Annotated in this window: 15 protein-coding genes; 12 read left to right on the top strand and 3 right to left on the bottom strand. The window is 61.0% G+C overall.

Features of this window, described 5'->3' with window-relative positions; all coding sequences use genetic code 11:
- Positions 1-17: 17 nt before the first annotated feature.
- From alsE to rbsK, 3 genes are read left to right on the top strand one after another with little or no spacing between them, the layout of a single operon-like run.
- The gene (alsE, locus tag ACJ8IJ_RS13835) at positions 18-689 is read left to right on the top strand and encodes a D-allulose 6-phosphate 3-epimerase (protein WP_286093576.1); all 672 of its coding nucleotides are present in this window, start codon (positions 18-20) and stop codon (positions 687-689) included.
- Positions 690-699: 10 nt separating this feature from the next.
- Positions 700-1,608 carry an allose kinase gene (gene alsK / locus ACJ8IJ_RS13840; protein ID WP_286093575.1) on the top strand — a complete coding sequence of 303 codons (909 nt, stop codon included), beginning with the start codon at positions 700-702 and terminating at the stop codon, positions 1,606-1,608.
- The gene (gene rbsK / locus ACJ8IJ_RS13845) at positions 1,605-2,531 is read left to right on the top strand and encodes a ribokinase (RefSeq protein WP_021505706.1); all 927 of its coding nucleotides are present in this window, start codon (positions 1,605-1,607) and stop codon (positions 2,529-2,531) included. Before alsK ends, rbsK begins: the two co-directional genes overlap by 4 nt.
- A gap of 40 nt (positions 2,532-2,571) precedes the next feature.
- Here the strand turns inward: rbsK and ACJ8IJ_RS13850 are convergent, their stop codons facing one another.
- Positions 2,572-3,180 carry an HD domain-containing protein gene (locus ACJ8IJ_RS13850; protein ID WP_004931670.1) on the bottom strand — a complete coding sequence of 203 codons (609 nt, stop codon included), beginning with the start codon at positions 3,178-3,180 and terminating at the stop codon, positions 2,572-2,574.
- Positions 3,181-3,363: 183 nt separating this feature from the next.
- On the opposite strand from ACJ8IJ_RS13850, the gene trhA reads away from it, so the two are divergent.
- A complete protein-coding gene (gene trhA, locus ACJ8IJ_RS13855; RefSeq protein ID WP_021505704.1) occupies positions 3,364-4,038 on the top strand; it encodes a PAQR family membrane homeostasis protein TrhA in 675 nt (224 codons plus the stop codon).
- A 150-nt stretch (positions 4,039-4,188) separates the two neighbouring features.
- Positions 4,189-4,686: a DUF2165 family protein gene (locus tag ACJ8IJ_RS13860; protein WP_049186827.1), complete on the top strand. Its 498-nt coding sequence runs from the start codon at positions 4,189-4,191 to the stop codon at positions 4,684-4,686.
- Positions 4,687-4,724: 38 nt separating this feature from the next.
- Here the strand turns inward: ACJ8IJ_RS13860 and ygfZ are convergent, their stop codons facing one another.
- Entirely contained in the window at positions 4,725-5,717 is a 993-nt protein-coding gene (ygfZ, locus tag ACJ8IJ_RS13865) for a tRNA-modifying protein YgfZ (protein WP_015378968.1), read from the bottom strand.
- A gap of 321 nt (positions 5,718-6,038) precedes the next feature.
- Between ygfZ and sdhE the strand changes: the two genes are divergently transcribed.
- Positions 6,039-6,305 carry an FAD assembly factor SdhE gene (sdhE, locus tag ACJ8IJ_RS13870; protein WP_004931679.1) on the top strand — a complete coding sequence of 89 codons (267 nt, stop codon included), beginning with the start codon at positions 6,039-6,041 and terminating at the stop codon, positions 6,303-6,305.
- Entirely contained in the window at positions 6,286-6,708 is a 423-nt protein-coding gene (locus ACJ8IJ_RS13875; protein WP_004931681.1) for a protein YgfX, read from the top strand. Before sdhE ends, ACJ8IJ_RS13875 begins: the two co-directional genes overlap by 20 nt.
- A gap of 65 nt (positions 6,709-6,773) precedes the next feature.
- On the opposite strand, the gene fldB is transcribed toward ACJ8IJ_RS13875, so the two are convergent.
- Positions 6,774-7,292, bottom strand: a complete 519-nt coding sequence (gene fldB, locus ACJ8IJ_RS13880; RefSeq protein WP_004931683.1) for a flavodoxin FldB — start codon at positions 7,290-7,292, stop codon at positions 6,774-6,776.
- Positions 7,293-7,398: 106 nt separating this feature from the next.
- On the opposite strand from fldB, the gene xerD reads away from it, so the two are divergent.
- The 5 genes from xerD (at position 7,399) to lysS (ending at position 13,573) form a co-directional block, all read left to right on the top strand.
- A complete protein-coding gene (xerD, locus tag ACJ8IJ_RS13885; protein WP_004931685.1) occupies positions 7,399-8,298 on the top strand; it encodes a site-specific tyrosine recombinase XerD in 900 nt (299 codons plus the stop codon).
- 26 nt (positions 8,299-8,324) lie between these two features.
- Entirely contained in the window at positions 8,325-9,041 is a 717-nt protein-coding gene (gene dsbC, locus ACJ8IJ_RS13890; RefSeq protein ID WP_004931688.1) for a bifunctional protein-disulfide isomerase/oxidoreductase DsbC, read from the top strand.
- Positions 9,042-9,047: 6 nt separating this feature from the next.
- Positions 9,048-10,781: a single-stranded-DNA-specific exonuclease RecJ gene (gene recJ, locus ACJ8IJ_RS13895; RefSeq protein WP_015378966.1), complete on the top strand. Its 1,734-nt coding sequence runs from the start codon at positions 9,048-9,050 to the stop codon at positions 10,779-10,781.
- Positions 10,782-10,947: 166 nt separating this feature from the next.
- A protein-coding gene (gene prfB / locus ACJ8IJ_RS13900) for a peptide chain release factor 2 (RefSeq protein ID WP_096242572.1) occupies positions 10,948-12,046 on the top strand; the annotation gives its coding sequence in 2 pieces (ribosomal slippage) (positions 10,948-11,022 and positions 11,024-12,046; 1,098 coding nt in all).
- Positions 12,047-12,055: 9 nt separating this feature from the next.
- Positions 12,056-13,573, top strand: coding sequence for a lysine--tRNA ligase (lysS, locus tag ACJ8IJ_RS13905; protein WP_004931697.1), 1,518 nt, complete (start codon positions 12,056-12,058; stop codon positions 13,571-13,573).
- Positions 13,574-13,666 lie beyond the last annotated feature (93 nt).

The raw sequence follows: 13,666 nt of genomic DNA on the forward strand, positions 1-13,666 counted from the left end.
TGCGCAGGATAACGCTAATGAAATACCAGATTTCACCTTCACTGATGTGCATGAACCTGATGGATATCCGGCAGCAATTGGCGGTGCTGAATCGCCGCGCCGATATGCTGCATATCGACATCATGGACGGGCACTACGTTAAAAACATCACGCTATCGCCGTTCTTTATCGAACAGATCCGGCCGCACACCTCGTTGCTGCTGGACGTGCATTTGATGGTGGAGAACCCAACCGATTTTATCGACCCTATCGCCCGCGCCGGGGCGGACTTTATCTGCCCGCACGCCGAAACCATCAACCGTGACGCGTTCCGGGTAATCAATCAAATTCGCGCGCTGGGCAAAAAAGTGGGGGTGGTGCTGAACCCCGCCACGCCGGTGGAGTTTATCCGCCACTACCTTCACCTGCTGGATAAAGTCACCGTGATGACCGTCGATCCGGGCTATGCCGGGCAGCCGTTCATTCCCGAAATGCTGGACAAGATCCGCCAGTTGCGCGATCTGAAAAACCAACAAAATCTGCGCTATCTGATCGAGATCGACGGATCCTGCAACCAACGTACTTATCGCGATCTGCTGGGCGCCGGCGCGGAAGTGTTGATCGTCGGCAGCTCCGGGTTGTTCAATCTCGATCCGGATCTGGAGGCGGCATGGGAAAAAATGCTGGATCAGATGCGGCAGGCGGCCTGAGGCGGGGGACATGATGCAGCATTTTCTTGGCGTTGACGTTGGCGGCACCAATACCCGCCTGCTGTTGATGGATGATGACGGCGAGTTTAGCGCTTACCGCAAGATAGCGACCGCCGACTGGGCACAGCAGGCCGATCCGCTGGCGGCGTTGGGCGATCTTATCGCCCGGCATTGCGAGGATCGTCAGGTGGCGCAGGTGATGCTTGGGTTGCCGGGGATCCTCAGCCGCGATCGCTCGCGGGTGCTGTCGCTGCCGTTCATTCCGGCGCTGGATGCCCAGCCGGTGGCGGCGCTGTTGGCCGATTTGCTGGCGCTGCCGGTGCGAATGGACAAGGACGTCAACCATCTGCTGTGGTGGGATTTGCAGCAGCTGCCGGCGCTGCCGCAGGTGGCGGTAGGGCTGTATCTGGGCACCGGCATGGGCAACAGCCTGTGGCTGAACGGCGATTTTTACCACGGGGCGCATGGCGCCGCCGGCGAGTTGGGGCACATTCCCTGGCCGGGCCATCTGGGCGAGTGCCCGTGCGGCAAACGGGGCTGCGTCGAGAGTTTGACCTCCGGCCATTGGCTGACCGGCTGGGCGCGCGCCAACGCGGCGCAAACGCCGTTCGAGCGGCTGTTCGAACGCCATGGCGATCATCCGGATTTGCAGCGTTTCGTTGAACGATTGGCGCAGACCATCGCCATCGAAATGAATGTGATCGACCCCCAACGGCTGATCCTGGGTGGCGGCGTGATCGCCATGCGCGGTTTTCCGTTGGCGCGGCTGGAGCAAGAGATCCGCCGTCATCTGCGCGGGCCGCAGCCGGCACAGGGATTGGCGATCTCCATCAGCCGCCAGACCGATGAAACCGGCAGCAAAGGCGCCTGTCTGGCAGCCCGGCGCCACCTCCAATTGAGCAGGGAGTACCAGCAATGAAAGGCAAAGTCTGCGTGTTCGGTTCGTTCAACCTGGATATCGTCGCCGGCATGGCGCGCTTTCCGCAGCCCGGCGAATCGCTGATCGCCCGTAACAGTATGATGGGGGCGGGCGGCAAGGGTGCCAACCAGGCCACCGCCGCGCTGCGCGCCGGGGCGCGGGTGCATTATATCGGCAAGGTGGGGCGCGACGACTTCGGCACCTTCGCCCGGCGTCATCTCGCTGCCGCCGGCTTCGATGCGGTGACGCTGTTCTCGACCGGCGATTGCCCGACCGGCAATGCGCTTATCTACGTTGCCGGCGAGGATGCGGAGAACATGATCGCCGTCGATCCCGGCGCCAACCTGACGGTCAGCGAGGACGAGGTGCGCCAGTGCCGCCCGGCGATCGCCGCGGCGGATATTCTGTTGACCCAGCTGGAGAACAACCTGCCGGCGATCGAACAAGTGATCGCCATCGCCCGCGAGGCGCGGACGTTCATCATTCTCAACCCGGCGCCGTTTCAGCCGGTGCCGGACAGCCTGTTGGCGCAGGTCGATCTGCTGACGCCCAACGCCACCGAATGCACGTTGCTGACCGGCGTGCCGGTGCGGGATGTGGCTTCGGCGCGTCAGGCGGCGCAGGTGCTGCACGCCAAGGGCATTCGTTTGCTGATCGTGACCTTGGGCACGCAGGGGGCGTTGTTCTCGGACGGGGAACACAGTGAGCTGATCCCGGCGTTTCCGGCGCAGCCGAAAGACACCACCGGCGCGGGGGATGCGTTTAACGGCGCTCTGGCGGCGCAGCTGGCGAATCAGGTGCCGTTAGCCGATGCGGCGCGCTTCGCCGCCGCCTACGCGGCGGTCTGCGTGGAACGCGCCGGGGCGGCGGGATCGATGCCGAGTTATGAGGAGGCGTTGGAACGCCAGCAGGCGTTCGCTTGACGTTGACGGGCTGCGGCGCAGAGGCGGCAGCCCGGCTCCCTTACTTCAACCAGCCTTTGCGCTGCGCGTCCCGCAGATGTTGCTCCATATGGCGCCACAGCTCGGGATGCACGTCGGCGATCGACGCATTGCGCGCCAGCACCTGCTCCAGGCTGATGCCGTTTTCCACCCAGCTCTGGCCTTCATTGTGCAGGTTCATCAGCATCGGCATGGTGCGATCCAGCAGCAAGGCAAAGCGGGCATCGGCGCTCTCGCCGTCTTCATATTCCTGCCATAAAGCGGTGAAATACTCGCGCTGAGCCTCCGGCAACATGCCGAACAGACGGCGCGCCGCCGCCACTTCCTGATCGTGGATCGCCGCGCGGGCCGCCAGATCGTAGACCAGCACGTCGCCGGCGTCGATTTCCACGATGTCATGCAGCAGCGCCATCTGGATCACGCGCTGAATGTCTACGTCATCACCGGCGTAGGGCGCCAGGCTCATGGCGGCGATGGCGAAATGCCAGCTGTGTTCGGCGGAGTTTTCCTGGCGCTGGGTGCCCAGTACCTTGGTGCGGCGTTGTACGCCTTTCAACTTATCGATTTCCATCAGGAACTGGATGGCCTGGGTCATTGAACCGAAATCTAACGCGGGTACAGCGGATGACATGGTGTAAACCTCAAGGTGGGTGGGTTGAAGCCTGACGATTGTAGACCAGCGGGCGGGGGATTTCGATGGTTACACGCGTTCACATTTTTATTTTAGCGTACACGTGTACACTGGAATTATTCTCAGTTAAGCTGCTTTGCGTTAATTTCGCACAAAGCAGGGCATTTTGAGGGGTTGCGCGTTATGGGAAAAACGGACGTAGTGAAAGCCGGGAACAATAAGATTGTCACCGCGGCTTATCCGTGGGCGGAAGAGATCGCCAACAGCATCAGCCACGGCATCGGGCTGGTGTTCGGTATTGTCGGCCTGGTGTTGCTGCTGGTGCAGGCGGTGAATACCGGCGCCGATGCGACGGCCATCACCAGTTACAGCCTGTACGGCGGCAGCATGATCCTGCTGTTTCTCGCTTCTACGCTGTACCATGCGATCCCGCATCAAAAGGCCAAGCATTGGCTGAAAAAATTTGACCACTGCGCCATTTATCTCCTGATTGCCGGCACTTACACCCCGTTCTTGCTGGTAGGGCTGGATTCGCCGCTGGCGAAGGGCCTGATGGCGGTAATCTGGGGGTTGGCGCTGCTCGGCGTGCTGTTCAAACTGGCCTTCGCCCACCGTTTTGAAGCTCTGTCACTGGTGACCTACCTGACGATGGGCTGGCTGTCGCTGATCGTGATTTATCAGCTGGTCACGCGGCTGGAGGCCGGCGGCGTCACGCTGCTGGCGATCGGTGGGGTGGTCTATACCCTGGGCGTGATTTTTTACGCTTCCAAGCGCATTCGCTTTGGCCACGCCATCTGGCACGGCTTCGTGCTCGGCGGCAGCGCCTGCCACTTCATGGCGATCTACCTGTACGTCTAAGCGTTGCCGCTACATCTGAATGCGTATTGAACAAGCGCCTCTTTTGTTTTAAAAAAGAGGCGCTTGCTTCTTTCGGGTATCCAGCAAGCCCTGTCCTTCATTTCTGAGCCCGCATACCGTTTCTCTAACCTCTGTTCAGGACTCATCAAGATGATCGTTCGCTTATCCAAAGCGCTGCTGGTCTGCGCTATCGCCTTGTTCGCTTCGCTGGTGGCCTTCGGTAACCTCACCGACTACGGCTCCAACTTCGCCTTCGTGCGCCACGTCTTTATGATGGACACTATATTCCCCGAGGCCACCATCGGCTACCGCTCGATACAGACGCCGTGGCTGCATCACGCCGGTTATATTTTCATCATTGCGTTGGAGAGTCTGACCGCGCTGCTGTGCTGGATTGGTGGCCTGCGCCTGCTGTGCGGCCTGAAACTGCCCGCCAACGCTTTCAACGGCCGAAAAAAATGGGCGGTAGCGGGGCTGACGCTGGGCTTCCTTACCTGGCAGGTCGGTTTTATGTCGATTGGGGGGGAGTGGTTCGGCATGTGGATGTCGCAGCAATGGAACGGCGTGCCGAGCGCGTTTCGCTTCTTCGTCACCATCATCTTGGTGCTGATCTATCTGGTGCAGCGCGACGGGGAGTTGGACGAGTAACGAAGATGGCCGCAGGCAGGGGGCCTGCGGCCGACGGATTATTTCTCTTCGGCCAGCGAGTAGGGCAACGGTTTGATCGCCAGCTGGCTGGCGGCATCGTCGCGCACCCGCAGCTTGCTGTCGGCATCCAGATCGTTGTTCATCACCACCTGCACCCACAGCGTACCGTCGGCTAACTGACTCGACGCCAGTACGGTGCCGGTGCGGCGCCAGTTTTCCCCCAGCTGCAGCTCCAGATCTTCCGCCGCCTGCGGGGCGCGGGCCGCTTTACCTTCCAGCCAGTAGAGCGCACGTTTGTTGGCGCCGCGGAACTTGGCGCGCGCCACCATCTCCTGACCGGTATAGCAGCCCTTGCTGAAGCTGATGCCTTCCAGCGCCTGGAGGTTGGTGGCCTGCGGGATCAGCTGCGCGCTGTTGGCGGCGTCGATAACCGGATAACCGGCTTCGATCTCCAGCGCCAGCCACTGGTTGCTGTCATTCCGTTCCGCCTGGTCATGCAGTTTGCCGATCAGCTGTTCGGCCACGGCGGGGCGGGTCACCAGCAGAAAACGCTCCGCCGGCGCATTGAAGTGCAGAATCGTGGTCTCGCCGTCCTGCACCACCGGGTGCTCAGCGCTTGGCAGCGTGGCGAACAGGCCCGCCAGCGCGGCGCGCGCCTGGAAACCGGCGACACCCAGCAATACCGCGTCATTATCGGCGGCGATGGTGACTTTGGAGAACACCGCGTATTTTTTGATTTCCGCCAGTTGGCTGTCCAGCACGCTGCGGCGCTCCAGATAGGCGAAGCCTTCGCCACGGTGGAACAGACGCAGGTTGCTCCACATTTTGCCCTTGGCGTCGCAGTGGGCGCACAGCACGTGTTGATCGGCCGCCAGCGCGTCGATGTCCGCCGTCACCTGGCCCTGGAGATATTTCACCGTGTCCGGCCCGTTCAGCGTCACCAACGCCCAATCTTCCAGCGAGATCAGCGTCAGGGGCAGATGGGTGGAAGCGGAGGGCTGACGGGGTGGGAATGGAATGTTATGCGCCATAGTAAGTTCCTGCTCAACGTTTAGCTTACCTGAAGGGTATTGGGCCCATGGTAAAAGAGGCGGCGGGCTTTGCAAACTGTTATTCGCGCCGCGGCGCCGGGGGGCGCTTTTTTTGGCATTTTGCGCTTTATTGCGTTTTCCGCCACAAAGCGCCTTCCCGGCGTGTATGTCAAATTGTTACTCTATAGACTTGTGGCCAGGGCACCCTTGCACACAGACCCCCCGGCTGATGGAATTATATTGCGACGGCGTTGCCATACAGTGTGTCATTTGAACCCTGCGCTGGCGCTGCCGCGCTGAAAAGAGGTGAGTCATAACAACATGGATATTAACAACAAAGCACGTATTCACTGGGCTTGCCGCCGTGGCATGCGCGAGCTGGACATCTCCATCATGCCGTTCTTCGAATACGAATACGACAGCCTGAATGACGCGGACAAGGCGCTGTTTATCCGCCTGCTGGAGTGCGACGATCCCGATTTGTTCAACTGGCTGATGAATCATGGCGCGCCGCAGGACGGCGAGCTGCAGAGAATGGTGACCCTGATCCAAACGCGAAATAAAGACCGTGGCCCAGTGGCGATGTGATATCCGCATTTCCTGGCGCACCCAGCTGTTTTCACTGTTGACCCACGGTGTTCTGATCCTGCTGATCCTGATTTCGCCCTGGCCGGAAGGCTTTGGCCCGCTCTGGCTGGTGCTGCTGACGCTGGTGGTGTTTCAGTGCATTCGCAGCCAGAAGCGCATCGCCGCGGTGCAGGGCGAGCTGCGGCTGCTGGCGGATCGGCGTTTCAGCTGGCACGGCCGCGAGTGGCGGCTGGCGAAAAAACCGTGGATGCCGGGTTACGGCATGCTGTTGACGTTGCAGCCGATGGAAGGCAAAAAGCGCCGCCGGCTGTGGCTGGCTTCCGACTGCATGAGCAAAGAGGAATGGCGCCACCTGCGGCAGCTGTTGCTGTATCCGCCGGCAGGTGACGGCGAACAAGGTTGATAGGGGGCGCCGGCGCGAATCATGCCGCCGGCGCTCGGCGTTTGGGGAGGAACGCCCGATAGCGGCTACAGCAGCGGCTCCATCTCCAACAGGATCTGTTCGCACCATTGCTGCAGGCGCTCTTCGCTCAGATCGTATTGGTTGACCTCGTCGAGCGCCAGGCCGACGAAGTGTTTGCCGTCGGCGCTCAGCGGTTTGGGGCTGGTGAACTCGAAGCCCTCAGTGGGCCAAAAGCCGATGAACTGTACGCCCAACGGCGCGATGTGATCGTGCAGCATGCCCAGCGCGTCGAGGAACCACTCACCGTAACCGAGCTGATCGCCCATGCCGTACATGGCGACGATTTTGCCTTTCAGATCCAGCGCCGCCAGCTGCGGCCAGATCGCTTCCCAGTCTTCCTGCAGTTCGCCGAAATCCCAGGTCGGGATGCCGAGGATCAGAATGGAATAGTCCTCCATCAGCTTGGGCGAGACGTCTTTCAGGTTGTGCAGGTCGACCAGGTCTTCACCCAGAATCTCACGGATTTTTTCTGCCGCCATTTCGGTGTAGCAGGTGCTGGAGCCGTAAAACAGACCAATCTTCATGTGTAAACCGTTACGTTGCTGTTTAGAGAATTGCAGCGAGTATACCTGATTTGCGCCGGCTTAAGGCATAATGGCGCGGGTGGAAATGCAACAAAGAGAGGACCGCGTGCAACAGCAAGACAATGCGCTGATTGAACAATTCCTGGATGCGCTGTGGCTTGAGCGCAATCTGGCGGAAAATACGCTGGCCTCCTATCGGCTGGATTTGCAGGCCCTGGGCGCCTGGCTTGGCCAGCAGAAGACCGATTTGCTGCAGGCGCAGGCGCTGGATCTGCAGGCGTTTCTCGCCGAGCGGGTGGATGGCGGTTACAAGGCCACCAGCTCCGCGCGTTTGTTGAGCGCCATGAGGCGCCTGTTTCAATATCTGTACCGCGAAAAGCTGCGCGCCGACGATCCCACCGCGCAGCTGGCGTCTCCCAAACTGCCGCAGCGCTTGCCGAAGGATCTGAGCGAGGCGCAGGTCGATGCGTTGCTGCAGGCGCCCTGCGTCGATCAGCCGCTGGAGCTGCGCGACAAGGCGATGCTCGAAGTGTTGTACGCCACCGGGCTGCGGGTTTCCGAGCTGGTGGGGCTGAACATCAGCGACGTCAGCCTGCGTCAGGGCGTGGTGCGGGTGATCGGCAAGGGCAACAAGGAGCGGCTGGTGCCGCTGGGCGAAGAGGCGGTCTACTGGATCGAAAACTATCTGGAGCACGGCCGCCCATGGCTGGTTAACGGCCAGACGCTGGATGTGCTGTTCCCCAGCACCCGCTGCCAGCAAATGACCCGACAGACGTTCTGGCATCGCATCAAACACTATGCCATCCTTGCGGGCATCGACAGCGAGCGTCTGTCGCCGCACGTGTTGCGGCACGCGTTCGCTACCCATTTGCTGAACCATGGGGCCGATCTCCGTGTCGTACAGATGTTGTTAGGGCACAGCGATCTCTCGACCACGCAAATTTATACTCATGTAGCGACCGAACGACTGAAACAGCTACATCAACAGCATCACCCGCGCGCCTGAGCGGCGGGTTCGAAAGGATTGGAATAATGAAAAAAGGTTTAATGCTGCTTTCACTGCTGGTGGCCTCGGTGGCCGGCGCCGCCCATGCCGATGACGCGGCGATCAAAAAAGCGCTCGCCAGCCTGGGCATCCAGCAGGCGGACGTGCAGCCTTCACCGGTCAACGGCCTGAAAACCGTGCTGACCGACAGCGGCGTGCTGTACGCCTCCGAAGACGGCAAGCACATCCTGCAGGGCCCGCTGTTCGACGTCAGCGGCAAAGAGCCGGTCAACGTGACCAACCAACTGCTGAGCAGCAAGATGGACGCGCTGAAAGATCAGATGATCGTGTACAAGGCGCCGAAAGAGAAACACGTGATCACCGTGTTCACCGACATCACCTGCGGTTACTGTCACAAGCTGCATCAGCAGATGAAAGAGTACAACGATCTGGGTATTACCGTGCGTTACCTGGCATTCCCGCGCCAGGGGCTGGCATCCCAGGCTGAAAAAGACATGCAGTCGATCTGGTGCACCGCCGACAAGGCCAAGGCGTTCGACGCCGCCATGAAGGGCGACGCCGTTTCTCCGGCGACCTGTAAAACCGACATCAGCAAGCATTACGAGCTGGGCGTACAGTTCGGCATTCAGGGCACGCCGGCCATCATCCTGGAAAACGGCATGATGATCCCGGGCTATCAGGGGCCGAAAGAGATGGCCGCCATGCTGGATGCGCACCAGGCCGCCACCAAAGCCGGTGGTTAATCGCCGGTGAGTATCAAAACGCAACTACGCCGCCGCCCGGCGGCGGACGACACGCATCTGCCCGCCAGTTTGCCGCCGCTGCTGCGCCGGCTTTACGCCCTGCGCGGCGTGCAGGCTGAGCAAGAGCTGGAACGCAGCGTCAAGGGCATGCTGCCCTGGCAACAGCTGGACGGTATCGACGACGCCGTCAGCCTGCTGCAACAGGCGCTGGCCGACGGCCGCCGCATCATGGTGGTGGGCGATTTCGACGCCGATGGCGCCACCAGCACCGCGCTGACGGTGCTGGCGCTGCGCAGCATGGGCGGCGCAGCCGTCGATTATCTGGTGCCAAACCGCTTCGAAGACGGCTACGGCCTGAGCCCCGAAGTGGTGGAGCAGGCAGCGGCGCGCGGCGCAGAACTCATTGTTACCGTCGATAACGGCATCTCCTCCCATGCCGGCGTCGACGTGGCGCACGCCAAAGGCATGCAGGTGCTGGTGACCGATCACCACCTGCCGGGCGAGACCCTGCCGGCGGCTGAAGCGATCGTCAATCCCAACCTGCGCGGCTGCGCCTTCCCGTCCAAATCGCTGGCGGGGGTAGGCGTGGCGTTCTACCTGATGCTGGCGCTGCGCGCCCGGCTGCGGGACAGCGGCTGGTTCGAGCAGCGCGCGCTGGCGATGCCCAATCTGGCGGAGCTGCTGGATCTGGTGGCGCTCGGCACCGTGGCCGACGTGGTGCCGCTGGACGCCAACAACCGCATTCTGGTGTATCAGGGGTTAAACCGTATTCGCGCCGGCAAATGCCGACCGGGCATCCGCGCGCTGCTTGAGGTGGCCAACCGCGACGCCCGCCAGCTGGCGGCCAACGATCTCGGTTTCGCCCTCGGCCCGCGCCTCAACGCCGCCGGCCGGCTGGACGACATGTCGATCGGCGTGGCGCTGCTGCTGAGCGACGACATTGCGCAGGCGCGCATGCTGGCCAACGATCTCGATGCGCTGAACCAGACGCGCCGCGAGATAGAGCAGGGCATGCAGGTGGAAGCTCTGCAGCTGTGCGATCAGCTGGAGCGCACCAGCACCGAGCTGCCTTATGGGTTGGCGATGTATCACCCGGAATGGCATCAGGGCGTGGTGGGCATCCTCGCTTCGCGCATCAAAGAGCGTTTCCACCGCCCGGTGATCGCGTTCGCGCCGGCGGGCGACGGCATCCTGAAGGGCTCCGGCCGTTCGGTGCCCGGCCTGCACATGCGCGACGCGCTGGAGCGGCTGGATATGCTGAACCCCGGGCTGATGATGAAGTTCGGCGGCCACGCGATGGCGGCCGGGCTGTCGCTGGAAGAGGCCAAATTCGACGAGTTCCGCCAGCGTTTCGGCGAGCTGGTGGGCGAATGGCTCGATCCGGCGATGCTGGAAGGGGTGATCTGGTCCGATGGCGAACTGGCGATGCAGGAGCTGTCGCTGACCACGGCGGAGCTGCTGCGCGAGGGCGGCCCGTGGGGCCAGGCGTTCCCGGAACCGACCTTCGACGGCAAGTTCCGCATTCTGCAGCAGCGGTTGGTGGGCGAGAAACACCTGAAGCTGATGGTGGAACCGCTTGGCGGCGGCCCGCTGCTCGACGGCATCGCGTTCAACGTGGATACCACGCTGTGGCCGGACAGCAGCGTGCGCGAGGTGGAACTGGCCTACAAGCTCGACGTCAACGAGTTTCGCGGCAACCGCAACGTGCAACTGCTGATCCAGCATCTTTGGCCGCGCTGAGGCGAAATTGAACACAATTCGGGGATTGGGCTCTCCAATCCCCGGCATCCTTCCCGATCGCCACAAAAACTGACCAACTCGCTATAAACTGCCGCCCGGATCCGTTAGAATTAGCGGTTCCAATGGCATTCCGCCATCGACGACATCAACGTAAAAGAACGAAACCATGTTTGAAATTAACCCGGTAAAAAACCGAATTCAGGACCTGTCCGAGCGGACTGCGGTTCTTAGGGGGTATCTTTGACTATGATGCCAAGAAGGAACGCCTAGAAGAAGTCAACGCCGAGCTGGAGCAGCCGGACGTCTGGAACGAACCGGAGCGCGCGCAGGCGCTCGGCAAAGAGCGCGCCGCGCTGGAAGCCATCGTTGAAACCATCGATCAGCTGGAGCAGGGCGGCGAAGACGTCGGCGGGCTGCTGGAACTGGCGGTGGAAGCCGACGATGAAGAGACCTTCAACGAAGCGGTCGCCGAGCTGGATCAACTGATGAGCAAGCTGGATCAGTTGGAATTCCGCCGTATGTTCTCCGGCGAATACGACAGCGCCGACTGCTACCTGGATATCCAGGCCGGCTCCGGCGGCACCGAAGCGCAGGACTGGGCCAGCATGCTGCTGCGCATGTACCTGCGCTGGGCTGAAGCCAAGGGCTTCAAGACCGAAGTGATCGAAGAGTCCGACGGCGACGTCGCGGGCCTGAAATCGGCCACCATCAAGATCATCGGCGACTACGCGTTCGGCTGGTTGCGCACTGAAACCGGCGTTCATCGCCTGGTGCGCAAGAGCCCGTTCGACTCCGGCGGCCGTCGCCACACCTCGTTCAGTTCGGTGTTCATCTACCCGGAAGTCGACGACGATATCGATATCGAAATCAACCCGGCGGATCTGCGTATCGACGTGTACCGCGCCTCCGGTGCGGGCGGTCAGCACGTCAACAAAACCGAATCCGCCGTACGTATTACTCACCTGCCAACCAACATCGTGGTGCAGTGCCAGAACGATCGTTCTCAGCATAAGAACAAGGATCAAGCGTTTAAACAGCTGCGAGCCAAGCTGTACGAGTTTGAGATGCAAAAGAAAAATGCTGATAAGCAGACGATGGAAGACAACAAGTCCGACATCGGCTGGGGCAGCCAAATCCGTTCTTACGTGCTGGATGACTCCCGCATCAAGGATTTGCGCACCAACGTCGAAACGCGTAACACGCAGGCCGTACTGGATGGCGACCTGGATAAATTCATTGAGGCAAGTTTGAAAGCCGGGTTATGAGGAATAGAAATGTCTGAACAACAAGTACAGGGCGCCGATCAGGCGCTGGATCTCAATAACGAACTGCAGTCCCGCCGCGAGAAACTGGCCGGCCTGCGTGAGAACGGCATTGCGTTCCCGAACGACTTCCGTCGCGACTCCACCTCCGACAAGCTGCACGCCGCGTACGGCGATAAAGACAACGAAGAGCTGGAAGCGCTGGGCGTAGAAGTGACCGTCGCCGGCCGCATGATGACCCGCCGCATTATGGGCAAGGCATCCTTCGTTACGCTGCAGGACGTGGGCGGCCGCATTCAGCTGTACGTCGCACGCGACGATCTGGCTGAAGGCGTGTACAACGAGCAGTTCAAGAAGTGGGACCTGGGCGATATCCTCGGCGCGCGCGGCAAGCTGTTCAAAACCAAGACCGGCGAACTGTCGATCCACTGCACCGAACTGCGTCTGCTGACCAAAGCGCTGCGCCCGCTGCCGGACAAATTCCACGGCCTGGCGGATCAGGAAACCCGTTACCGCCAGCGTTACCTGGATCTGATCGCCAACGAAGAATCGCGCAACACCTTCAAGGTGCGTTCGCAGGTGATGTCCGCTATCCGTAACTTCATGGTGGAACGCGGCTTCATGGAAGTCGAAACCCCGATGATGCAGGTGATCCCGGGCGGCGCGTCCGCGCGTCCGTTCATCACCCACCACAATGCGCTGGATATCGACATGTACCTGCGCATCGCGCCGGAACTGTATCTGAAGCGTCTGGTGGTCGGCGGCTTCGAACGCGTGTTCGAAATCAACCGCAACTTCCGCAACGAAGGCGTTTCTCCGCGTCATAACCCAGAGTTCACCATGATGGAACTCTACATGGCTTACGCGGATTACAAAGACCTGATCGAGCTGACCGAGACCCTGTTCCGCACCCTGACCGAGAAAGTGCTGGGCACCTCTCAGGTGCAGTACGGCGACGAAGTGTTCGACTTCGGCAAGCCGTTCGAGAAGCTGACCATGACCGAGGCGATCAAGAAATACCGTCCGGAAACCGATCTGGCTGACCTGGCCGACATGGGCAAAGCGGTGGCCATCGCTGAATCCATCGGCATCAAGGTTGAGAAGAGCTGGGGCCTGGGCCGCGTCGTGACCGAGATCTTCGAAGAAGTGGCGGAAAGCCATCTGATTCAGCCGACCTTCATCACCGAGTACCCGGCTGAAGTGTCGCCGCTGGCGCGCCGCAACGACGTGAACCCGGAAATCACCGACCGCTTTGAGTTCTTCATCGGCGGCCGTGAAATCGGCAACGGCTTCTCCGAGCTGAACGACGCCGAAGACCAGGCGCAACGCTTCGCCGATCAGGTGAATGCTAAAGACGCCGGCGACGACGAAGCGATGTTCTACGACGAAGACTATGTCACCGCACTGGAGCACGGCCTGCCGCCGACTGCCGGTCTGGGCATCGGTATCGACCGCATGGTGATGCTGTTCACCAACAGCCACACCATCCGCGACGTGATTCTGTTCCCGGCGATGCGCCCACAGAAATAATCCCGTTTAGCGTGCAACAACCGGTGCAGGCGACTGCGCCGGTTTTTTTTCGTTTACGGGACTTAACCGCTTAAAACATCGACAGTTACGCGC

The sequence above is a fragment of the Serratia sp. CY40230 genome (assembly GCF_052168835.1).
Classification (GTDB): Bacteria; Pseudomonadota; Gammaproteobacteria; order Enterobacterales; family Enterobacteriaceae; genus Serratia; species Serratia nematodiphila.

What these genes read in the sequence shown, in the direction of transcription:
- alsE (WP_286093576.1), top strand. Translation starts at nt 18, where the DNA reads ATGAAATACCAGATTTCACCTTCACTGATGTGCATGAACCTGATGGAT.
- alsK (WP_286093575.1), top strand. Translation starts at nt 700, where the DNA reads ATGATGCAGCATTTTCTTGGCGTTGACGTTGGCGGCACCAATACCCGC.
- rbsK (WP_021505706.1), top strand. Translation starts at nt 1,605, where the DNA reads ATGAAAGGCAAAGTCTGCGTGTTCGGTTCGTTCAACCTGGATATCGTC.
- ACJ8IJ_RS13850 (WP_004931670.1), bottom strand. Translation starts at nt 3,180, where the DNA reads ATGTCATCCGCTGTACCCGCGTTAGATTTCGGTTCAATGACCCAGGCC.
- trhA (WP_021505704.1), top strand. Translation starts at nt 3,364, where the DNA reads ATGGGAAAAACGGACGTAGTGAAAGCCGGGAACAATAAGATTGTCACC.
- ACJ8IJ_RS13860 (WP_049186827.1), top strand. Translation starts at nt 4,189, where the DNA reads ATGATCGTTCGCTTATCCAAAGCGCTGCTGGTCTGCGCTATCGCCTTG.
- ygfZ (WP_015378968.1), bottom strand. Translation starts at nt 5,717, where the DNA reads ATGGCGCATAACATTCCATTCCCACCCCGTCAGCCCTCCGCTTCCACC.
- sdhE (WP_004931679.1), top strand. Translation starts at nt 6,039, where the DNA reads ATGGATATTAACAACAAAGCACGTATTCACTGGGCTTGCCGCCGTGGC.
- fldB (WP_004931683.1), bottom strand. Translation starts at nt 7,292, where the DNA reads ATGAAGATTGGTCTGTTTTACGGCTCCAGCACCTGCTACACCGAAATG.
- dsbC (WP_004931688.1), top strand. Translation starts at nt 8,325, where the DNA reads ATGAAAAAAGGTTTAATGCTGCTTTCACTGCTGGTGGCCTCGGTGGCC.
- lysS (WP_004931697.1), top strand. Translation starts at nt 12,056, where the DNA reads ATGTCTGAACAACAAGTACAGGGCGCCGATCAGGCGCTGGATCTCAAT.